The organism is Streptomyces flavofungini (assembly GCF_014650815.1).
GTDB classification, from domain to species: Bacteria; Actinomycetota; Actinomycetes; order Streptomycetales; family Streptomycetaceae; genus Streptomyces; species Streptomyces flavofungini.
This window is the reverse complement of the sequence record NZ_BMVR01000010.1, coordinates 239,336-261,295: the sequence shown is the minus strand read 5'-3', so window position 1 is coordinate 261,295 and position 21,960 is coordinate 239,336. Positions and strand designations below refer to the sequence as shown.

The 21,960-nt window shown below is 74.8% G+C and carries 10 protein-coding genes and 2 pseudogenes; 2 read left to right on the top strand and 10 right to left on the bottom strand.

Annotated elements, in window-relative coordinates:
• Positions 1–66: 66 nt before the first annotated feature.
• The 6 genes from IE274_RS26285 to IE274_RS26260 all read right to left on the bottom strand — a co-directional run bounded on the left by IE274_RS26285 (position 67) and on the right by IE274_RS26260 (position 13,231).
• Entirely contained in the window at positions 67–1,302 is a 1,236-nt protein-coding gene (locus IE274_RS26285) for a cytochrome P450 (protein ID WP_190118357.1), read from the bottom strand.
• Positions 1,303–1,436: 134 nt separating this feature from the next.
• Entirely contained in the window at positions 1,437–2,390 is a 954-nt protein-coding gene (locus IE274_RS26280; RefSeq protein ID WP_190118356.1) for an aminotransferase class IV, read from the bottom strand.
• Positions 2,380–4,479, bottom strand: coding sequence for an aminodeoxychorismate synthase component I (gene pabB, locus IE274_RS26275; protein WP_190118355.1), 2,100 nt, complete (start codon positions 4,477–4,479; stop codon positions 2,380–2,382). The genes IE274_RS26280 and pabB overlap by 11 nt, the downstream gene beginning before the upstream one ends.
• Positions 4,480–4,543: 64 nt before the next feature.
• On the bottom strand, positions 4,544–10,843 hold the full coding sequence (locus IE274_RS26270) for a type I polyketide synthase (RefSeq protein ID WP_190118354.1): 6,300 nt from the start codon (positions 10,841–10,843) through the stop codon (positions 4,544–4,546).
• Positions 10,844–11,071: 228 nt separating this feature from the next.
• Complete coding sequence (gene aroF, locus IE274_RS26265) at positions 11,072–12,142, bottom strand: 3-deoxy-7-phosphoheptulonate synthase (protein ID WP_190118353.1); 1,071 nt, start codon at positions 12,140–12,142, stop codon at positions 11,072–11,074.
• 75 nt (positions 12,143–12,217) lie between these two features.
• Positions 12,218–13,231 carry a 4-aminobenzoate N-oxygenase gene (locus IE274_RS26260; RefSeq protein ID WP_190118352.1) on the bottom strand — a complete coding sequence of 338 codons (1,014 nt, stop codon included), beginning with the start codon at positions 13,229–13,231 and terminating at the stop codon, positions 12,218–12,220.
• A 322-nt stretch (positions 13,232–13,553) separates the two neighbouring features.
• On the opposite strand from IE274_RS26260, the gene IE274_RS26255 reads away from it, so the two are divergent.
• Positions 13,554–15,071 (top strand): AMP-binding protein, encoded by a 1,518-nt coding sequence (locus tag IE274_RS26255; RefSeq protein WP_190118351.1) that lies wholly within the window; start codon positions 13,554–13,556, stop codon positions 15,069–15,071.
• A 31-nt stretch (positions 15,072–15,102) separates the two neighbouring features.
• Here the strand turns inward: IE274_RS26255 and IE274_RS26250 are convergent, their stop codons facing one another.
• The 4 genes and pseudogenes from IE274_RS26250 to IE274_RS26235 all read right to left on the bottom strand — a co-directional run bounded on the left by IE274_RS26250 (position 15,103) and on the right by IE274_RS26235 (position 20,385).
• The gene (locus IE274_RS26250; protein WP_233102815.1) at positions 15,103–15,921 is read right to left on the bottom strand and encodes an AfsR/SARP family transcriptional regulator; all 819 of its coding nucleotides are present in this window, start codon (positions 15,919–15,921) and stop codon (positions 15,103–15,105) included.
• Between the two features lie 524 nt (positions 15,922–16,445).
• A pseudogene (locus IE274_RS26245) lies at positions 16,446–17,423 on the bottom strand (NAD(P)/FAD-dependent oxidoreductase); the annotation flags it as partial.
• A complete protein-coding gene (locus IE274_RS26240) occupies positions 17,420–18,868 on the bottom strand; it encodes an FAD-dependent oxidoreductase (protein ID WP_190118423.1) in 1,449 nt (482 codons plus the stop codon). The pseudogene IE274_RS26245 and the gene IE274_RS26240, both read right to left, overlap by 4 nt.
• 77 nt (positions 18,869–18,945) lie before the next feature.
• Positions 18,946–20,385, bottom strand: a complete 1,440-nt coding sequence (locus IE274_RS26235; protein ID WP_190118348.1) for an FGGY family carbohydrate kinase — start codon at positions 20,383–20,385, stop codon at positions 18,946–18,948.
• A gap of 446 nt (positions 20,386–20,831) precedes the next feature.
• On the opposite strand from IE274_RS26235, the pseudogene IE274_RS26230 reads away from it, so the two are divergent.
• Positions 20,832–21,865: pseudogene (locus IE274_RS26230) on the top strand (hypothetical protein).
• The last annotated feature ends 95 nt before the right edge of the window (positions 21,866–21,960 follow it).

Genomic DNA, 21,960 nt, shown 5'->3' with positions numbered 1-21,960 from the left:
TTCCCGCGAAGAGGGGGGACCTGGCGGGCTCGCCGGGGTCGGCCGAGGGTGCCGGGCCGGGTGGGGTCATGCGGTGGCCGCGGCGCCGAAGCGCAGCGGCAGGACGTCCGGCCCGGAGACCCCCGTCGAGGGCCGCCAGGTGATCGGTCCCGCGACCTCGGGCGGGCCGAGGCGGGCGGCGAGCACGTCGAGGGCCTCGGCGAGTTCGACGCGGGCGAGCGCCGCGCCCAGGCAGTAGTGCGCGCCGCCGCCGAAGGCCAGCGGGGACGCCTCCCGCTTCACGGTGATGTCGAAGGCGTCGCCGCCCTTGAACACCAGCGGGTCGCGCTGCGCCGAGTGCGCGCACAGCCAGACGGGCGTGCCCGCCTGGATGCGCAGGTCGTTGACGGCGAAGTCCTCGGCCGCCGACTTGGTGGCCACCACCGTCGTCGTGGGGCACCAGCGCAGCACTTCCTCGACCGCCTGGGTGACCAGCTCGGGCTGCTTGCGCAGCAGCGGCCACTGGTCGGGGTGGGCGGCGAACGCGACCATGGCGTGGCCGAGTTGGTGGCTCGTGGTCTGGTATCCGGCGACGAGCAGGGTCGCGATGAGGGTGCGCAGTTCGCGGTCGTCGAGGGCACCGTTCTCCTGCTGTGCGCGCAGGATGTCGGAGAACAGGTCGTCGCCGAGGTGCGCCTTCCGCTCCTGGATGACGGTCTCGAAGTACTCGTACATGCCCGCGAGGCCCTCCTCGACCTCCCCGACCCGGCTCTGGTCGGGGCCGAGGGCGAGGACGAGGTTGGTGTTCTTGCACCAGCGGCCGACGGTGGCGTGGTCCTCCGGCGGGAAGCCGAGGAGTTCGCAGACGACGGCCGCGGGCAGCGGGTCGGCGAACGCGGCCACGAAGTCACGCTCGCCCCCGGCCGCGAGTTCGTCGGCGAGGCGCTCCGCGGTGGCGCGGATGAACGGCCGGAGCGCGGTGATGCGGCGGGCCGTGAACGCGTGCGTGACCAGGCCGCGCAGGCGGCGGTGGTCGGGGCCCTCCAGGCTCTGCATGAAGTCGCGCATGAACTCGCGCACCAGGCCGTCGGAGGGCCCGACCAGGTCCACGACGTCACGGAACCCCGAGACGAGGCGCGGGTCGCGGGACAGGCTGTGGGCCTCGGCGTAGCGCAGCACGAGGAGTCCCAGTGGGGTGCCCGCGACCCAGGACCGCTCCCTGGCCTCGGCCACCTCGGGCGAGTCCCAGGCGAAATCCGGCACGGTGATGTCCAGGAACGGCAGGTCCTGCCACGACGTCCCGGACTCTGCGACGGTCGACATACTCGGTCCTTCCCTAGGGAAAAGGCGGGTGCGCTGCCGCACCGCATTCTGTTCAGTGGGTCTTGGGGCCTTCTTGGAGTCGGCTTGGATCTTGGGTTCGCCCCTGGGCCGTACGGCTGCGGGGCCCGGCAGGGCTACAGGAGGTCGGCGGGCACGTCGGCGTACAGGGAGCGCAGGGTCGCGAGGAGTTCCGGGTCCACGGCGAGGGCCACCTCGTCGACGGCGGCGACCGGTCGGACGCCGAACGCCGCGTTGGTCGCGAACACGCCGCGCTGGGCGGCGAGTTCGCGCCGGGTGACGGGCGTGTCGAAGGTCGGTACGCCGACGGCGGCCGCCGCCTCGCGCAGGAGCCGCGCGGTGACGCCGGGCAGGCAGCTCGCCCGGGGCCACCGGAGCCGGTCCCCGTCCCAGCAGCAGAGGTTGAAGGTGGTGCCCTCCTGCACGCGGTCGTGGTGGTCGAGCAGCAGCGCGTCGTCGTAGCCCCGCCGCCGGGCGTCCCGGCGCAGCCGCAGCGTGCCGAACAGGCCGGTGTGCTTCACCTCCGGCAGGTCACGGACGTACGTGGCCGTGGCCAGGCGGAGCGGCGGCGGTACGTCCGGCGGCGCGGGGCGCGTACTGAGCAGCGCGAGCGGGGTCGGGGTGCTGGGGCAGTCGAGGCTCATCTCCGGCGCGCACACGGTCACCCGCACCGTCATCGCCGCCGCGCTCCGGCCCGCGACGCGCCGCACCGCCGCCCGCACCGCGCCGGTGTCCAGCTCCGCCGCGAACAGCGTCCGGCAGTCGGCGGCGAGGCGACGCAGGTGGAGGTCGAGCCCGCGGACCCGGCCGTGCTCGACGCGGAAGCTGGTGAAGTGACCGTAGTTGTAGAGGGCGAGGGCCGAGAGGTCGTCGGCCGTGGCGGGGCGGCCGTCGAGCCGCGCGACGACCGGCCCCACGGGACCGACTGGCTCCGCTGGACCCGCCGGACCGGCAGCCTTCGCGCCCGCCCCCGGCACGGCCGCCGTCGCTGTCCCCGTCGCCGCCGCCACGGTCCCCGCTGCCCCGGCCGCCGCCACGCCCCCGGCCGCCGCCCCCTGTTCACCTGTCACCCTGCCCCTCCCCCCGCTCCTCCGCAGCCGTCAGGAGCCCATGCGCCCGCACCAACGCCCCTCCCTTGAGCAGCACTTCGTCGAATTCGTCGGCCGGGTCGGAGTCGAGGACGATCGCGCCGCCCGCGCCGATCACGGTGTCGGTGCCGGAGGTCACGGCGGTGCGGATCACGATGTTGAGGTCGGCGCCGCCGCAGAGGCCGAAGTAGCCGATGGTGCCGGAGTAGATGCCCCGGGCCTCCTGCTCCAGGCGGTCGATGATGGCCATGGTGCGCAGCTTCGGGGCGCCGGTCATCGAGCCGCCGGGGAAGCAGGCGCGGACGCAGGCGACCGGGTCCACGTCGCGCCGCAGTCGGCCGCGGACGGTCGTGACGAGCTGGTGCACGGTCGCGTACGACTCGGTCACCATGTACGCGGGTACGTCGACGGAGCCCACCTCGCACACCCGGCCCAGGTCGTTGCGGAGCAGGTCGACGATCATGAGGTTCTCGGCGCGGGTCTTGGCCGACGCCGTCAGGGACCGGCGCAGCCGCTCGTCGCTCGCCGGGTCCGGCCCGCGCGGCGCGGTGCCCTTGATCGGCTTGCTCTCCACGGTGCCGTCGCGGTCGATGCGCAGGAACCGCTCGGGAGACGAGCAGACGACGCCGACCGCGCCGAGGCGCAGGTAGGCGCTGTACGGAGCGGGGTTGAGGCGCCGGAGCAGCAGGTGGTAGTCGAGCGGGTCGGGCAGGGCGGGGAGGCGCAGCCGGTTGGTCAGGCAGATCTCGTAGCTCTCGCCGTTGCGCAGTTCCGTCAGGCAGTCCTCGATGTCGTCGACGTACTCGGGCCGGGCGCGGGCGAGGACGGCCGCGTCCGTCGACGGCGCCGACGCCGGGTCGGGGGCGTCGGCGGGAGCGGGGTCCGGCAGGGCGCGGGCGTGCCGGGCCGTCCGGGCCACCCAGGCGCGGGCGTGCGCGGCCTCGTCGTCGCGGGGGCCGCTCAGGGCGAGGACGTAGGTCCGGTCCTCCTCGTGGTCCACCGCGACCAGCCGGTCGGCGAACATCCACACGGCGTCCGGTGTCGCGGACCGGTGCACGTTGGGGCTGCCGCACTCGGCCTTCAGCTCGTACCCGAAGTAGCCGACGTAGCCGCCGTTGAGATCGAAGGGGAGGTCCGCCGCGCCGACCGGGCGGGCGCGGAGGCGGTCCTGGAGCACCTCGAAGATGGTGCCGTCCTCGGTGCGTTCGCCGGTGGCGTCGCGGACCGTGACCGCGTTCTCGCCGGTCCGGTACGTCAGGGTCTCGGCGAGGGGGCCGGAGTCGTCGCCGAGGAAGGAGAAGCGGGCCCCGCCGACGCCCGGGGCACTGCTGTCGAGCCAGAAGGCGTGCTCGCTCCCGGCGAAGAGGCTGGTGAACAGGGCCGGGGTGTCCACGGCCCGGTCGACGACCTCGACGGTGAGGTCGAGGCGCGGTGCGTTGGTGTTCTCGGGCGGGCGGGCCCAGCGGGCGTACTCCGGTGGTGGGGCGGCGTAGTGGCCGCCTATGAGTTCGGCGAAGTTGCGCAGGAGCTGGGCGCCCCACTCGCTGGCCACGGACTCCGGGTGGAACTGCAGGCCCCAGCGGGGCAGGTGGTCGTGCCGGAGCGCCATGACGGTGCCGTCCTCCGCCCAGGCGGTGGCCCGCAGGCCCCGGGGCAGGGGTTCGGTGACGCGCAGCGAGTGGTAGCGCACCGCCGTGAAGTGCTGCGGCAGGCCGTCGAACAGGTCCTCGCCGCCGTGCCGGACCCGCGTCAGGTGGCCGTGCCGGGGCACGCCCGGGACCACCCGGCCGCCGTAGTGGTGGGCGATCGCCTGGTGGCCCAGGCACACCCCGAGGACCGGCACGTCCTGCCAGTGGTCCAGGAGGCCCTGGCAGAAGCCGAGGTCGGTCGGGCGCTGGGGCCGGCCGGGGCCGGGTGAGATCACCACGCAGTCGAACGCCGCCGGGTCCTGCTTCGCCCAGGACGGGTCGTCGTTGACGAGGACGGTCGGCTCCTTGCCGTACACCCGGGCGAGGAGCTGGAACAGGTTGTAGGTGTAGGAGTCGTAGTTGTCGATCAGCAGCGCACGCATCGAGCGGTTCCTTGTCAGGTTCGAGCGGGACCGGATCGTTCCGGTTCGGCGCGCCGGAGACGGCCTACTCGCCGAGCAGGTTGTCGATGAAGTCGAAGACCTCCTCCCGGGAGGCCGAGCGGAGCCGGTCCGGCACCTCGTCGCCCTGGTGCGGTACGGGCGCGCTCGCGGGCCCGTGGTCGGTGTCCGGGCCGGTCGGCGGCGGCGCGTCCGGCAGGAGCAGGGTGCGCAGGTGCTGGCCGAGGGCGAGCGGCGTCGGGTAGTCGAAGACCAGGGTGGGCGACAGGCGCAGGGCGGTGGCGCCGCCGAGGCGGTTGCGCAGGTGCAGGGCGCGCAGCGAGTCGAACCCGATGTCGGCGAACGGGCGCCGCTCGCCGACGGTCAGCGGGTCGTCGTACCCGAGGACGGCCGCGACGTGCGTGCGGACCAAGTCCAGGAGGAGAGCGTCCCGTTCGGCCTCGGGGAGGCGGGCGAGGCGGGCGGCCAGGGGGTCGCCGCCGGGCTCGGCCGCGGTGTCGGCGGTGCCGATGACGGCGCGGCGGACGGGGGTGGGGGCGAGTCCGCGCAGCAGGGGCGGCACGTCGCCGCTGCTGTCGGGGCCGCCGCGCAGGCCCGCCGTGTCCAGGCGCAGCGGGAAGACGACGGGTTCGCCGGTGGCGACGGCGAGGTCGAGCAGGGCGAGCCCCTGCTCGTCGGCGAGCGGCTTGACGCCCGACCGGGCCATCCGCCTGAGGTCCGCCTCGTCCAGGCCCTCCGTCAGCCCCGACCGGGCGCCCCACAGCCCCCAGCCCAGCGACACCCCCGGCAGTCCCGCGTCCCGGCGCGCCGCCATCAGCGCGTCCACGAACGCGTTGGCCGCCGCGTAACCGGCCTGCCCGGCGGGACCGAGGACGCTCGACACCGACGAGAACGCCACGAACGCCACGTCCGCACCCGCGCCCGCCGTCAGTTCGTGCAGGTGCCACGCCGCGTCCGCCTTGGGCCGCAGCACCCGGTCCACGCGCTCCGGTGTCTGCGCCTCGACGACACCGTCGTCCAGTACGCCCGCCAGGTGCACCACGGCCGTCAGGGGATGCTCGGCCGGGATCGACTCCAGGGCCCCGGCCAGCACGGCCCGGTCCCCCGCGTCACCCGCCACGACCCGGATGTCGGCGCCTTCGGCACGCAGTTCCCGTACGAACTCGGCGGCGCCCGCGCCCGATTCGCCCGACCGCGACACCACGACGACGCGCCGCACCCCGTGCGTCACCACCACGTGCCGCACCACGAGGCGGCCGAGTGTGCCGAGACCGCCGGTCACCAGGACCGTGCCGTCCGTGCGCCAGCCCGCACCGTCACCGGGCGGTGGCGCCGTCATCCGCGCGAGGCTCGGCACGAGCAACGACCCGTCGCGCACGGCGACTTGGGGTGCCTCGCCGGACACCGCGTCGGCGAGCGCGGACCGGGACGCGTCGAGGCCGTCGAGGTCCACCAGGCGGATGCGGCCCGGGTGCTCCGACTGCGCCGAGGCGACGAGGCCCCAGACGGCGGCGAGGGCGGGGGCGGGCGGCGCGCCGGGGGCCGGGGCGACCGCGCCCCGCGTGCGGACGACCAGGCGGGTCTCCGCGAGGCGTTCGTCGGCGAGCCAGTCCTGGAGGGTGGCGAGGACGTGGTGGACGGCGCGGTGTGCGGCCGTAGCCGTATCTGTTTCTGTGTGGCAGGCGTCGGAGAGGTCGACATCCCGGGCCGCCGCCGGGTTCCCGACCGCCGCGGGGCCCTCCGGAAGATCCGCGAGTACGACGACCTCGGGGACGCTGCCGCCGGTGTCCAAGTGGGCCCGCAGCGCCGCCGGGTCGGTGTGGTGGGCGCACTGGACGCCCCGGGCCGCGAGCGCGTCGTCCAGCTCGGCCATCTCGTCCCTGTCGGCCGACGTGGCCCCGGCCCCGATCCACGCCCAGCGCGTCGGCTCCTGGTCGCGCGGTACGGGCCGGGCCGCGGGCCGCCACTCCAGGCGCAGCAGCGAGGTGTCGGCGGTGGCCGCGGCCCGGCGCAGCGAGTCCGCGGCCACCGGACGCATCCCGAGGTTCTCGACCGTCACGACCGGGTGCCCGGTGGGGTCGGTGGCGGTGATCGACAGGGCGCCGGGGCCGGTGAAGCGGAGGTGGGCGCGCAGCCGGGTGGCGCCGGCGGCGTGCACGGACACGCCGGTCCAGGAGAAGGGGAGCCGGGTCACGGCCTCGCCGGGGCCCGCGTCGGGCGGCGTCACGAGGGCCGCGGCGTGCAGGGCGGCGTCGAAGAGGGCGGGGTGCAGGGCGTAGCGGTCGGCGCCGCCCGCGCTGTCGGGGAGTTCGACCTCGACGTACAGCCCGGCATCCGGCCCGGCACCGGCGTCCGCGCCTGCACCCGGCCCCGGAGGGGTGCCCGCCCCGGCGTTCGCACCCGCAGGGCCATCTGGTCCGCCGTCCGCACCGGCACCGGCAGGGGCATCCGGCCCGCCGTCGGCACCGGCACCCGCAAGGGCGTCCAGGCCGCCGTCCGCACCGGCACCCGCACCGACGCGCCAGCACCGCACCAACCCCTGGAACGCGCCCCCATAGTGCAATCCCGCCTTGGCCAACTCCCGGTAGGCGTCGGCCAGTTCAATTTCCCGTGCGCCATCCGGCGGCCACTGCCCCGGCGGCTCCGGTGGGCGCTGCCCCCCACGCGTCACGGTGCCCTCGGCATGCCGCGTCCAGGGGGCGTCGACGGGGGCGTCGCCCGGCCGGGAGTGCAGGGTGAGGCCGCGCCGCCCGGAGTCGTCCGGTCCGCCGACGGCCAGTTGGAGGCGGACCGCGCCCTCCTCCGGCAGGATCAGCGGGGCTTCGAGGACCAGCTCTTCGAGGACGTCGCAACCCGCCTGCGCACCGGCCTGCAGGGCCACTTCCACGAGTGCCGTGCCCGGTACCACAAGTACGTCGTCGGCGGCGCCGCCGACGGCGTGATCGGCGAGCCACGGGTGGGTCCGGGCGGACAGCGTCCCGGTGCAGAGCAGGCCCCCGGTCCCGTCCGCCAGCGGGACGGCGGCGCCGAGCAGCGGGTGGTCGACGCCGTCCAGACCGGCCGTCGACACGTCGGCCTCGGGCGGGGCGGCGTCCTCCAGCCAGTAGCGGGAGCGTTGGAAGGCGTACGTCGGTACGTCCGTCAGGCGGGGCCCGGTGGGGCCGAACGCCTCCGGCCAGTCGACGGCGACACCGTGCACATGGGCCTCGCCGACCGCGGTGAGCAGCCGGGCCAGGTCGCCCTCGTTGCGCCGCAGCGACTCGACGGTCAGGACGTCACCGGCACGGTCGGGTCCCATCGCGTCGGCGGTCTCCTGGACGGCGACGGTGAGCACGGGGTGCGGGCTCATCTCGATGTACGTGGGGTGGCCGTCGGCGAGCAGCCGCTCCACCGTGCGGTGGAACTGGACGGTCTCGCGGAGGTTGCGCACCCAGTACTCGGTGTCCAGGGTCGTCGTGTCGATGGGCTCGCCGGTCACCGTCGAGTAGAACGGCACGGTCGCCGGGCGCGGCCGGACGCCGGACAGGGCCGTCAGCAGGTCCTGGCGGATCTCGTCGATCTGCGCCGAGTGCGACGCGTAGTCCACGTCGATCCGCCGGGCGCGCACACCGCTCGCGTCGAACGCCGCGAGCGCCTCGTCCAGCGCCGCGGGCTCGCCGGAAACGACCACGGACTGCGGCCCGTTGACCGCCGCGACGGACACGGCGCCGCCCCACGGTTCCAGGCTCCGCCGCACGTGGTCGACGGGGGCGACGACCGACACCATGCCGCCCCGCCCGGCCAGGACCCGCAGGGCCCGGCTGCGTACGGCCACGATGCGCGCCGCGTCGTCCAGGGAGAGCGCCCCCGCGACGTGCGCCGCCGCGATCTCGCCCTGCGAGTGCCCGACGACCGCCGCCGGTTCCACGCCGAGGGACCGCCACAGCGCGGCGAGGGAGACCATCACGGCGAACAGCGCGGGCTGCACGACGTCGACGCGGTCCAGGGTCGGCGCGCCGGACTCGCCCCGGAGCACCTTCGGCAGCGACCAGTCGACGTGCGGGGCGAGCCGCTCGGCGCAGGCCTCGATCGACTCCCGGAACACCGGTGAGGTGCGCATGAGTCCGGCCGCCATGCCCGGCCACTGGGAGCCCTGCCCGGGGAACACGAACGTGACCCGGTCCCGGGCCGTGGCCGTCCCCAGCGCCGCGTAGGGGCCGTGGCCGCCGTCCGCGAGCGCCGCGAGGCCGTCCAGGGCCCCGGCCCGGTCGGCGGCCACCACGACGGCCCGGTCCGCGAGGGCCGCCCGCGACCGCGCCAGCGAATACGCCAGGTCCGCGTCCGACACGTCCGGGTCCGACTTCAGGAACTCCGCCACGCGCCGCGCCTGGGCACGCAGGGCCGCCGTCCCGGCGCCGGAGACGAGCCAGGGCAGGGGGCGGGGTCCGGCGTCGGCGAGGTCTTCCGGGGGCCCGGTCCGCGCCACGCCCTGTGCGGGGCCTGTGTGCTCCGCGCGGCCGGTGGCCCCCGCGCCCGCCGCGCCTGCCGCACCTTCGTCTGCCGCCGCCCCCCGCCCCCGCTCGGGCTCGGGCGGTGCCTGCTCCAGGATGATGTGCGCGTTCGTACCGCCCACCCCGAACGAGGACACCGCCGTCCGGCGCGGCCGGTCCACCGTCGGCCAGGGCGTGGTCTCCGTCAGGAGCCGTACCGCGCCGGACGACCAGTCCACGTGCGGCGTCGGCTCGGCGATGTGCAGGCTGCGCGGCAGCTCGGCGTGGCGCATCGCCATCACCATCTTGATGACGCCCGCCACCCCGGCCGCGGCCTGGGTGTGGCCGACGTTGGACTTCAGCGAGCCCAGCCACAGCGGCCGGTCGTCCGGCCGGTCCTGTCCGTACGTGGCGAGGAGCGCCTGCGCCTCGATCGGGTCCCCCAACTGCGTTCCGGCGCCGTGCGCGTCCACGCAGTCCACGTCCGCCGCGCCCAGGCCCGCGTGCGCGAGGGCCTGCCGGATCACCCGCTGCTGGGCCGGGCCGTTGGGCGCCGTCAGGCCGTTCGAGGCGCCGTCCTGGTTGACGGCGGAGCCCCGGACCACGGCGAGTACGCGATGCCCGTTGCGCTCGGCGTCGGAGAGCCGTTCGAGGAGCAGCACGCCGACGCCCTCGGACCAGCTGCTCCCGGCCGCGTCGGCCGAAAACGACCGGCAGCGCCCGTCCGGCGCGAGGCCACGCTGCCTGCTGAACTCGACATAGCCCCAGGGCGTGGCCATCACGGTGACCCCGCCGGCCACGGCGAGCGTGCACTCGCCCTTGCGCAGCGACTGGGCGGCGAGGTGCACGGCCACGAGGGACGAGGAGCAGGCGGTGTCGACGGTGACCGCGGGGCCTTCGAGGCCGAGGGTGTAGGCGAGGCGCCCCGAGGCCACGCTGGGCATGCTGCCCACGACGCGGTAGCCCTCGGCGCTCGGCGGCACGTGCCGGATGCGGGCGCCGTACTCGCTGTACATGATGCCGACGAACACGCCGGTCCGGCTGCCGCGCAGCGTGGTCGGGTCGATCCTGGCCCGCTCGACGGCCTCCCACGACGTCTCCAGGAGCAGCCGGTGCTGCGGGTCGATGGTGACGGCCTCGCCCGGGCTGATCGCGAAGAACCCGGCGTCGAAGTCGGCCGCGTCGTAGAGGAATCCGGCGTGCCGCGTGCACGTCGTACCGATGTGGTCGGGGTCCGGGTCGTACGCGACGGTCCAGCCCCGGTCGGTCGGGAACTCGGAGATGGCGTCGGTCTCCCCGCGCACGAGGCGCCACAGGTCATCCGGCGAGGACACCTCGCCGGGCAGTCGACAGCCCATGCCGACGATCGCGATCGGCTCGTCCTGAAGACCTTCGGAGCCTTGCGAGCCCGTAGAGTCCGGCGAACCCTTCGCACCTTTCACACCCGGAGAGCCCTGCGAGCCCTGCGAGCCCTGCGAGCCCTGCGAGCCCTGCGAGCCCTGCGAGCCCTCAAGGCTCTGCTCTCCGGCAGCCGCGCCGGTCCCCGGCGCGGGACCGTCAGTGCCACGCCCGCCCAGCACCAGGGCACACAGATGCTCGGCAAGGGCGCCCGGAGTCGGGTGGTCGAAGAGCGCCGTCGTCGAGAGCCCGCCCCCCGCCGCCTCGCTCAGCCGCTCCCGCAGCCGCCGCGCGGCCCGCCCCCTGATCCCTTGGGCGCCGAAGGCCCGGCCGGGGTCGAGCGGCAGCTGGTCGGCGCGGTCCAGAGCGGCGGCGGCGTGCGTCCGGATCAGGTCGAGGAGGATGCGGCGCCGCTCCGCCTCCGGCGCGGCGGTGAGGCGCTGGCGCAGCGGCCGGTCGCGTCCCTCGTTCCACTCCATCTTTGCTTCCTTCCAGGCGGGGTGCGGCGGCCGGGAACGGGTGCGACGGCGCCAGGGGGTGCCCTCCGCCGTCGTGCCGGGCGTCATGGTCCGTGGTGTCGTCGGCGTCGGCGTCGTACGGGCCGTGCGCGTCGTGGCGGACGAGCCGTGCCGGGCGTACGCGTCGAGAGAGCCGTGGGTCGTACGGGTGGAGCGGGCCGTGCGCGTCGTCCCCGGAGGACGCGGCGCTCATCGGCCCGCCAGCTCCCGCGCCGCGTCCGCCTCCGGCTCCACCGGGTCGAGGCTGTGCAGCATCCGGTCGGTCCTGCGGACGAGCGCGCCGAACGCGTCCGGCGTGATGGCCTGTTCGCCGTCGCAGAGCGCGGCGTGGCCCTGCCCGTCGACGTCGACCATGACGCCGTCGGCCCCGGCGGCAGCGGCGGCCGCGGCCAGCGGGGCCACCAGGTCGCTGCGGCCGCACGCGTGGCTGGGGTCGACGATCACCGGGAGGTGGCTGAGGCGCTTCGCGAGCGGCACGGCGCTGATGTCGAGGGTGAAGCGGGTCGAGTCGCCGTGGGCCCGGACGCCGCGCTCGCACAGGAGCACCTTGCCGTTGCCCGCCGCGAGCAGGTACTCGGCGCCGTGCAGCCACTCCGGGACGGTGCAGCCGAAGCCCCGCTTCAGGAGCACCGGGCGGCCGGTCAGGGCCACTTCGTGCAGGAGCGCGAAGTTCTGCGCGTTGCGGGCGCCGATCTGCAGGACGTGCGCGACCTCGGCGACGGCCTCGACGTGCGCGGCGTCGACGACCTCCGTGACGACGCCGAGCCCGGTCTCGGCGGCCGCCGCCCGCAGCAGGTCGAGCCCGTCCTTGCCGATCCCCTGGAACGCGTACGGCGAGGTGCGGGGCTTGAACGCGCCGCCCCGCAGCAGATGCGCGCCCCGCTCCCGCACCGCCCGTGCCACGCCGAGGAGTTGGGCCTCGCTCTCCACGGCACACGGCCCGGCGATCCAGGTGAAGCGCCCGCCGCCCACGGTGCAGTCGTCCGACACGCGCACGGCGCTCGGCTCGCCCGTGGCGGCCAGGCTGCCGAGCGGCGGCGCGTCGGTGCTGTCGACGACCGACTCGACCGCGCCGGTGGTACCCAGCAGGGCCAGGAACTCCCGGCCCTGCGGCGAGGCCGCGGCGAGGTCGGGGAAGGTGACGAGGGTGTGGCGGCCGGCCCGGCAGTGGAACGACCGGTGTCCGCGCTGCCGCCACACCTCGGTCAGCCTGCTCTGCTCGTCGATCAGCACGTCGGGATGGAGGCGGGCAACGATCATCGGGTCACCTTTCTGCGCCGTGGCGGCGGTGCGGGACGGAGTCCGGCGGCGTCGTCGGTGCCGCGTCCGGCGGCCTCATCGCTGCCGCCCCACGCCGGGCGACCACTCGGGCCGTTCGGGGAAGTCGAAGTCGACCGCGTCGGCGATCTCCAGCTGCTCCACCATCCGCTGGGCGCCGGAGAAGTCACGGACGAGCCGCCGTCCGCCGGGCGTCGCCCGCACGTCGGCCACGATCTCGTCGGCGCCCTCGATGCCCGCGGTGACCAGTTCGAGCCGGAGCGTGGAGAGGTCCTGCTCGGCGAACGCGTCCAGGGCGAGCGGCAGACAGCGCACCAGGGTGGCGCGCTGCCCGGCGTTCATGCGGGCGTACAGCTCCCGGACGACCTCGATGACGATGGAGCCGTGCGCCGTCTCGTCCCGCAGGTGCAGCGTGGTGATCAGGGAGTGCATGGGCTGGATCGAGTCGTCCCTGGCGAGCAGCGCGAGCAGGGAGTTGATGCAGGTCTCGGCGACCGCCCCCCACACCAGGACGGCGACGTCCCGTTCCCACTGCTCCGGCATCGCCGCGAGCACCTCGCGCAGCCGCCGGTAGGTGACGAGCCGGGGCTGCTCGGGCCTGCTGCGCACGCCGCGCAGCTCCCGGGTGCGGGAGATGGCGAGCATGTGCAGGTACGTGTGGAAGCTCTCGTCGACGACGGCCTGCTGCACGCCCTGGCGCATCAGGGGGTGGTCGCTGCCGGGGAACACTCCGCGCATGACCAGGTCGAATGCGGGCTCCGCTATGAGGTGTTCGGTGGCGATGACCCGCTCGTTGTAGCCGATCCACAGGCCCGTCAGGACCCGCTCGCGCCGCTCGGGGGCGGCCGCGAGGAAGCGGGGGTGGGTGGCGAACGGCGCCATCCGCAGCGGGTAGTCGGGCAGCCCGGGGTCGTACCCGGCCGACTCGTCGAGGGCGCCGGGACGGGTCGTCACCGCGGCCCGTCGCGGCCACGCCTCCACGAGGCGGCGCAGGGTCGCGCTGCCGATGCCGTCCTCCTCGGCCCACCCTCTGGCCGCCCAGGTCGTCACCACGCCCGACTCCTCGCCCATCAGCCCTCCCGGCCTCGTGATCCGCGATGCCGGTGCATCGTCACCGGCCGCACTTGGCCGTTTCTTGAACGCGACTTGGGGGCGGCCCGGGCGGACTTCAGGATGCGGACGGGGGATGCCAGGATGAGGCGACGGCCGCGGTGGCACGGGCCCGGACGCCCGGGCGTCCCCCGCGCACGGGGTGATCACCACCGCCGTCGGCACGGCCTCCGTACGCGCAGCGACCTTCCCGGACCCTCGTCACCGTCCGACCCGGACCCTGTTCGCCATCCAACTCCCCAGTCCCCGGCGCTCCGCCGGGACCCCACTGTGAGGACGCCTCATGCTCGTTCCGCTCACGATGGCCGACTTCCTCGACCGCGCCGAGACGGCCGCCGCTGCCCGCACCGCCCTGGTCGACGAGCCGGACCAGCCGTCCCGCCCGGTGCCGACGACGACATACGGCGAACTGCTGCGGCGGGTGCGGGCCTGGCAGGCGGGTCTGGACGCGCTCGGCATCGGCGCGGGCGAACGGGTCGCGGTGGTCAGCCCCAACTCGGCCCGGCTCCTGGAGCTGCTCTACGCGATCCCGGCGAGCGGCCGGATCTGCGTCCCGGTGAACTTCCGGCTCACGCCCGAGGAGATCGCGTACATCCTGCGGCAGTGCGACGCCTCGGTCGTGTTCGTCGACCCCGACGTGGAGGCCGTGCTCGGCTCGGTCGAGGGGCCGAAGCGGTTCGTGCTCGGCGAGCAGACCGACACCCAGGTCATGCGGTACGACGTGCCGCCGCGCCCCTGGTCGGCGCCCGACGAGAACGCCGTCGCGACCCTCAACTACACGTCGGGGACGTCCGCGCGCCCCAAGGGGGTGGCCCTGACCCACCGCAACATATGGCTGAACGCGATGACGTTCGGCGTGCACGCGCGGATCTGGGAGCAGGACGTCTATCTGCACACCCTGCCCACGTTCCACTGCAACGGCTGGGGGGTGCCGTTCCTGCTCGCCGGGCTCGGCGCGAAGCAGGTGCTGCAGCGCCGGATCGACGGCGCGGAGATCCTGCGGCGGGTCGAGGAGCACGGCGTGACCCTCGCGTTCGGGGCGCCCGCCGTGTGGGACGCGGTGCTGCGGGCGGCGCGGCAGTGGCCGGGCGAGGTGCCGGGGCGCGGCAGTGTGCGGGTGGTGTGCGCGGGCGCACCCGTCAGCGAGCGCCTGGTCTGCCAGGTGGAGCACGAGCTGGGCTGGGAGTTCCACCAGGTGTACGGCCTGACGGAGACGACGATGCTCACCTTCAACCGGCGTCCGCCGGGCGCGCCCGGGAGCGGGGGGCTGACCCGGGCGGGAGCACCCGCGCTGGGCGTACGGCTGCGCACCGGGGCGCGGGGCGAGGTGCTCGCCCGGTCCAACATGGTCCTGGACGGCTACTGGCAGGACGCGGGGGCCGACGCGGCGGCGCTGGACGAGGGGTGGTTCCGCACCGGTGATGTGGGCGCGTTCGACGACGAGGGACATCTCGCCCTGTTCGACCGGCTGAAGGACGTCATCGTCACCGGGGGCGAGAGCGTGTCCTCGGTGGAGGTCGAGGACTGTCTGCTCAGCCATCCGGCGGTCGCCGAGGCCGCGGTCATCGGGGTGCCGGACGAGCGGTGGGGCGAGACCGTCAAGGCGGTGGTGGTGCCCGCCGAGGGGGCCGCGCCCGCCGAGGACGAGCTGATCGCCCACTGCAAGCGGCAGTTGGCCCGCTACAAGGCGCCCACCTCGGTGGACTTCGCGGCCGCCCTGCCCCGCACCACCAACGGCAAGGTCCAGAAGGGCAGGCTGCGGGAGCCGTACTGGATCGGTCAGGACCGGCGCATCAACTGACGACGCCCGGCCCTGCCCCGGCGGGCGCCGTTCAGTACTGCAGGCACATCCGTCCGACGGACTCGTCCCGGAGGATCCGCGTGAACAGGACCCGCAGCTCCCGCCCCGGGTCCACGCCCAGCTCCTGGGCCAGCGCCCGGCGGATGCGGTGGTAGACCCGCACGGCTTCGGCCTGGCGGCCGACCTCGCACAGGGCGACCATCAGGAGCCAGCCCAGCCGTTCGCGGTTCGGATACCGCGCGCTCAGCGCGGCGAGTTCGGCCACGGCGGTGCCGTTGTCCCGCCCCCAGGCCAGCTCGGCCTCCCAGAGCGCCTCCCAGGTCATGAGGCGCAGCTCCTCCAGGCGGGCCGCCTCGCGCACGGCCGGTTCGTAGTCGCCGAGTTCGGCGTAGGGCGCGCCGCGCCACAGGGCCAGGGACGCGCCGAGCGTGCGGCTCGCCTCCGCGTACCTGCCGTCCCGCAACAGCCTGCGGCCGTCGCGCAGTTGGCTCTCGAAGCGGCAGGCGTCGACGCGTTCCCGCGCGACGGCGAGGAGGTAGCCGTGCGGCTCCCTGCGCAGGATCCGGTTGCGTCCCCGGGGCGGGCAGTCGGGTTCCAGTTGACGGCGCAGATGAGAGACGTAACTGTGCAGGCTGGCCACCACATTGCCGGGTGGCCCGGCCGGCCAGATGGCCTCGGTCAGCCGTTCCGCGCCCACCACTTGTCCCGGTGCCAGCAACAGAGTTGACAGCACGGCACGTTGGCGCGCCGGACCGAGCGGCAGTGGACCCTGCGTCGACCACACCGCCAAGGGCCCGAGGATGTTGAATGACAACTCACTGGTCAAATGCGTAACAGTTTTCACAGACATCACGCTCTCCCCCTGGCAACACTGATTCTCAATGGCCACTGGATCTCCCCCTGCCGCTGGTCTGAAAGACGTCTACAACACCGGTCCAGGTTGGCCGAGCCGCGCCTGGACTTTTCGCTGTGTGCCGCGTGAGTAAAGAGAGGGAGACATTCCCCACTATGACCGCGCGTTACTCTTTGACGCACTCCCTTTGCTCGCTTTTGCCAACGGCATGTCCTGATGGCGCAAAGACGCGGTTCCACGCCCGCTTTGACCTGGGATATGTTGGGAAGTTACGCAAGTTTGTTGCGGATCTTGGACATGCGCCCCGCAACCCGACGCCCCGTGTGCCCCACGCCGCACAGTTCGATCAATCCCGCGCCCATTTACGTATCGGCGACGAAAGTCGATCGCGCAATTCGAGTCAGCAACGCACTTGAAGAAACAACCTTTTCCATCGCGTTGCCGAATAACGATTCTTCAGATCCGGCACGGCGATTCGACCGACAGGACGCCGAGGGTCCTCACACCCCGCGCACCACGGACGGCCACCGCCCGGACAAGAGATATCGGCGCACCGACACCGCGGCGCGCCATCCCTCCGCGGCGACCGCCCCGGCGGGCTCGACGGCGTGCGCCACATTCCCGACCGCGAAGACGCCGGGGATATCCGTACGGAAGTCCGCGTCGATCGCCGGTCCCCGCGTCCCGGGCGCGAGCGACACCCCGCCCCGGCGCGCCAGTTCGTGGTCGGGAACGAAGTCACCGGTGAAAACGACGGTGTCGCACGACAGTTGGGCCAGGAGCCCGGTGCGGTGCCGCACGCCCACGGCGGAAACCCGCCCCCTGCCGACGAGTTCGGTGACCGCCGCGCCGGTGAGAAGCGGAACGCCGTACCGGAGGCGGGACTCGGCGGCGCGCCAGGGCGTGGCGCGGTGGCGGCTCTCCGCCGTCACCTGGGCGGCCACCTCGACGCCCGCGCGGCGCAGCGTGTCGAGCGCCGCGTACGCGACGGGCTCGGCGCCCACGACGACGGCCCGGGTCCCGATGTGCTGTCCGTACAGGTGGACGGCCTGCTGGAGTTCACCGGTGGTGTAGACGCCCGCGGCGCGGCTGCCGGGCACCAGGCGTGCGGCGCGGGGGCGTTCACGGGCGCCGGTGGCGAGGACGACGGCCCGCGCGGTGAGGCGTTCCAGGCCGCGGGGCGAGGTCGTGTCGAGGGTGAGCGGTCCCGCCCAGCCGGTGGCGGTGACGCCGGTGCGGACGCTCGCGCCCGCGCGCAGGGCCGCGTCGACGCGGGCCCGCGCGTACCGCGGCCCGCTCGTGCCGGGACCCGTCAGACCGGCGAAGGTACGGGCGCCGAAGCCGCCGTGGTGGCAGTGGCGCGGCACCCCGCCCGCCCGCTCCTCGCGCTCCAGGACCTCGACCCGGCCCACGCCCGCCGCCGCGAGTCCGGCGGCGGCCGCGAGCCCGGCGGGTCCGGCGCCGACGATCAGCACGTCCACGGTGCGCTCGGGCCTCATCGCGTCTCCAGGCGGTCGTGTCCTTCGAGGAGTGCGCGGACGGCGGCACCGCAGGAGAAGCCCTGGCAGCGGCCGCCGCGGGCCCGGGTGCGGCGGCGCAGGCCGTCGACGGAGACGGGTGGCACGGTGCTGGTGAGGGCGTCGCGGATCTCGCCGCGCGTGACCCGCTCGCAGTGACAGACGAGGGTGCCGTACGCGGGGTCCGCCGCGATCAGGTCGGCCCGCTGGTAGGGGCGCGGGAAGCGCTCGCCGAGGTGGGGCATGGTGACGGGCGCGAGGTCCCCCGGCTCGCCCAGGTCGAGGCCGCAGTCGGCGAGCAGGCCGGTGACGTGCGCGGCGATGGCCATGGACGCGGTCAGGCCGGTGGAGCGGATGCCGCCGACGGTGACGTAGCGCTGGTCGGGCCAGGGGGCGATCCGGTAGTCGTCGTCCTCGGTGGCCGCGCGCAGACCCGCATAGGCGGCGGTGACGTCCTCGTCCAGGAGCGCGGGCAGGATGCGCGCGCCCCGCGCGCGCAGGCAGGCGAGGCCGTCGGCGGTGGTGCCGGTGGCCCGCTTGTCGTCCAGGTCCTCCGCCGTGGGCCCGAGGAGCACGTTGCCGTACACCGTGGGGGCGACCAGGACGCCCTTGCCGAGCGCGGTCGGCACCGGCAGCAGGATGTGGTCGACGAGGCCGCGGGCGAGCTTGTCGAAGACGATGAGCTGGCCGCGGCGCGGGGTGACCGTGAACGTGTCGTGGCCGAGCATCCGGTCGACGGTGTCGGCGTGCAGGCCCGCGGCGTTGACGAGGTAGCGGGTGCGCAGCTCGCCGCGGCTCGTGGTGAGCGTCCGCGGCCCGGCGCCGGGCGCGGCCGGACCGGCGTCCGTCAGGCGGCAGTTGAGGTGCAGGTCCACGCCGGAGCGCACGGCCTGGGTGGCGTACGCGAGGGGGGTCGTCCAGGGGCAGATGATGCTCTCGTCCGGCACTTCGAGGGCGCCGAGCGCGCCGGGGCCCAGGTGCGGTTCGCGGGCGCGCAGCTCGGCGGCGTCCAGGAGGACCGTCCTGTCGTAGCCGTTGCGCCCGGCCTTCGACCGGAGGGCGGGCAGCGCGGCGAGCTGCTCCTCGTCCCAGGCGACCAGGAGCGCGCCGACCCGCTCCACGGGGATGCCGCACTCGGCGGCGTACGCGGCGAGACGGCGCTGCCCCTCGCGGACGAGCCGGGCCTCCAGGGAGCCGGGCACCGCGTCGAAGCCGGTGTGCAGGATGGCCGTGTTGGCCTTGGAGGTGCCCTCGCCCACGTCGTCCGCCGCCTCCACCACGGCGATGCGCAACCGGTGGCGGGCCAGTTCGCGGGCGATGGCGGTGCCGACGACACCGGCGCCGATGACGGTGACGTCGTACGGCTCGTGCGCGGACGCCGATGTCGGCGTCGGCCCCGACCGCGGCGCGGTGGGCGCGGGCGGCAGGGCTCCGGTACGGGTGACCCGGCCGGGTCCGCCGGTCCCGGGCGCCCCGGCTCCGGTCCCCGGCGTCCCGGCTCCGCTCACGACGGCGTGCGTTCCGTGAGGACCGCCACCTGCGCGCGGAACGCCTCGCGACGCGCGGCCGCCTCGTCCGCGCCGATCCTCGGTTCGTAGACGGCGGCCGGGCGCCAGTCGGGCACGACGTCGCGCAGGGTGAGGGCCGGGTCGAGGCCGAGGCGGGCGACCGCGCCCACGCCGAGGGCGGTGACGTCGGGGAGCGCCGAGACCTCCACGGGCAGTTGGAGCAGGTCGGCCTGGGTCTGCATGAGCAGCGCCGAGCGGGTCAGGCCGCCGTCGACGCGCAGGCCGCGCAGCGGCTCGCCGAGGTCGGCGGCCACCGCGTCGGCGAGTTCGGCGACCTGGGCCGTGATGCCCTCGCACAGCGCGCGCACCAGGTGCCCGGCCGTGGTGTCCAGGCCGAGGCCGGTCAGGGAGCCGCGCAGGTCGCCGCGCCACCAGGGTGCCGCGAGCCCGGCGAGGGCGGGCACGAAGGTGACGCCGCCGGTGTCGGCGACGGCCGAGCCGATCGGGTCGAGGTCCTGGGCGCCGCCGATGACGCCGAGGTCGGTGAGCCAGCGGACGGCGGACGCGGCGGTGTAGACCTGCCCGTCGAGGCAGTAGCTGCTGGCGCCCGCCAGGCGCCAGGCGACGCACGCGACGAGCCCGGAGTCGCCCCGGCGGGGCCGGGTGCCGGTCTGGGCGAGCAGGAACGCGCCGGTGCCGTAGGTGCACTTGGCGCTGCCGGGCTCGGTGACGTCCTGGGCGAGGAGGGCCGCCTGCTGGTCGACGAGGAGCCCGGTCAGCGGGATCTCGTCGCCGAACGCCTTGGTGGTGCCGATCGTCTCGGCGGCGTCGACGACGCGCGGCAGCCGTTCGTCGCCGAGTCCGAAGAGGCCGAGGGCGCGTGCGGACCAGGTGACGGAGTCCAGGTCGAGGAGCTGGGTGCGGCCCGCGGTGGCCGCGTCGGTGACGAAGGCGCCGGTGAGGCGGTGCACGAGCCAGGCGTCGCTGGTGGTGACCACGCCGCGCCGGGTGAGGTGGCGGCGTATCCACGCCATCTTGGGGGCGGCGAAGTAGGGGTCGAGCGGCAGGCCGGTGAGCGCCTTCAACTCGTCCGCGTGCGCGGCGAGTTCCGCGCACAGCGGTTCGGCGCGCCGGTCCTGCCACACCAGGGCGTCGGTCAGCGGCTCACCGGACTCCGGGTCCCAGGCGAGCACCGTCTCGCCCTGGTTGGCGAGGCCCACGGCGGCGACCGGCTCGCCCGCCTGCGCCAGGGCCGCGCGGCCCGCGTCGAGCACGGAGCCGAGCAGCTCGTCCGGCGTGACCTCGACGCGGCCGCCGGGCAGATGGCGGGGGCGCACGGGGGCGGTGCCGGAGCCGAGCACGCCCCGTTCGGGGCAGACCACGAGCGCCTTGGTGCCGGAGGTGCCCTGGTCGACGGCGAGCACCGGGCCGGTCATCGCCGCTCTCCGTGGCGGGGTTCGCGGGCGGTGGCGCGGGGGTCGCGGTCACTGATGATCACCGCGGCAGCCTGCTACAGCGGGCGCGGGGCCGTCAAGGGTCCGCACGTGCGTCAAATGCCGCAATCAGGGCTGTTGTTGAGCAACAGAGAACGCAACGTTCACACCGGCGCGCCGTGTTGACACAACTTGGTCAAGAAAGATCCGGGGACCGGCCGGTAATCGGAAGACTCCGCTCTACACTGACCGCCGAACACCATCCGTAACTCGCACACCACTTCACCAACCCGTACACCCCCTACCGCCCCCGCTGTCACGCCCCCTGTCGCACCCCCTAGTACGCCTCCCTCCACACCTCCTCGTACGCAGCCTTCTTCAAGACCCCGGACACCCCTACACCCGTCGCGGACACCCCCCCACCCGCTCAGCCAGAGCCCAGAGGACCCATGCCGATGCCGTTAGCCCGCCCGGTGTATCACCCGGCCGGTCACGACGCTCCCCTGCGTGCCGTGCTCCAGGACCTCAAGGCCGGCCGCTGGGTTTCGACGCGCAACCTGCTCACCGAGACCCCCGACTGGGGGCTGTGGACGCAACGCACGCAGATCCTGGCCGCGGCCGTCGCCGGTTCCGACGTGGTGCGCGCCTGGCTCGCCGAGGAGCCGCGCAGCGTCGCCGCGACGATCCTGCACACCCGCGTCACGGTGGAGCGCGCCCTGCGCGCGCACCGCGCGGGGCACCGCCACACCAACGAGCTGTGGCGGGAGGCCAACGAAGCCTGCCGCGTCGCCTCGCAGACCACGCCGGAGGACCCCGTCCCGTGGATCTGCCTGCTCGCCCTCGCCCAACTCGACGAGGGCCAGCGGTGGGACGAGCACCGGGTGGCCGCGCCGGAGCCGATGCTGTTCCCCGGCCCCTGGCACATCCTCGCCGAGGCCGACAAGCGCGACCCCGGCAACCGCGAGGCGTACCACCGGATGCTCCAGTTCGCGTACCACAGTTCGCGTACCACCGCAGGCCCGGAGCGCCGCTGACGGAGGCGGTGAACTACGTGCACTGGGCGTCCGCCGCGGCCCCCGCGGGCTCGGCGCTGCACGTCCTGCCGCTGTACGCGCGCGTGGAGCGCTACCGCCGCGAGGGCGGCAACGAGCGTGCCCTGGACCTGCACTGGGTCGGGGAGGACGCGACGCGCAGCGCGCTCAGGGCGCTGCAGCTCTGGTTCGACCACGCGCGGCCGGAGTCGACGTCGCTGCTCGACCTCAACCACCTGGCGCACGCGCTGTGGGGAGCCCACCAGTTCCACGACGCGGTGCGGGTGTTCGAGGCGCTCGACCCCTTCTACACGGTCGTGCCGTGGACGTACCGCACGCACGCCCCCGGTGACGCCGACGCGGCCGCCGAGGCCTTCGTGCAGGCCCGCGCGCGCTGTTACCACACGGCGCGCGGCACGGGCCCGAGCACGCCCGGCTTACCCCCGCGCTGATCCCCGGCGCCGACTCCCGGCGCCGATCCCCCGCGCTGTCCCCCCGCGCTTCGCAGACCCCACTCCCCCCGCACCCCCGCACCCCCGCTCTTCCC

Bases quoted from the DNA above. Each gene is read 5' to 3' on its own strand.
- IE274_RS26285 (WP_190118357.1), bottom strand. From the start codon at position 1,302: ATGTCGACCGTCGCAGAGTCCGGGACGTCGTGGCAGGACCTGCCGTTC.
- pabB (WP_190118355.1), bottom strand. From the start codon at position 4,479: ATGCGTGCGCTGCTGATCGACAACTACGACTCCTACACCTACAACCTG.
- IE274_RS26270 (WP_190118354.1), bottom strand. From the start codon at position 10,843: ATGGAGTGGAACGAGGGACGCGACCGGCCGCTGCGCCAGCGCCTCACC.
- aroF (WP_190118353.1), bottom strand. From the start codon at position 12,142: ATGATCGTTGCCCGCCTCCATCCCGACGTGCTGATCGACGAGCAGAGC.
- IE274_RS26260 (WP_190118352.1), bottom strand. From the start codon at position 13,231: ATGGGCGAGGAGTCGGGCGTGGTGACGACCTGGGCGGCCAGAGGGTGG.
- IE274_RS26255 (WP_190118351.1), top strand. From the start codon at position 13,554: ATGCTCGTTCCGCTCACGATGGCCGACTTCCTCGACCGCGCCGAGACG.
- IE274_RS26250 (WP_233102815.1), bottom strand. From the start codon at position 15,921: ATGTCTGTGAAAACTGTTACGCATTTGACCAGTGAGTTGTCATTCAAC.
- IE274_RS26235 (WP_190118348.1), bottom strand. From the start codon at position 20,385: ATGACCGGCCCGGTGCTCGCCGTCGACCAGGGCACCTCCGGCACCAAG.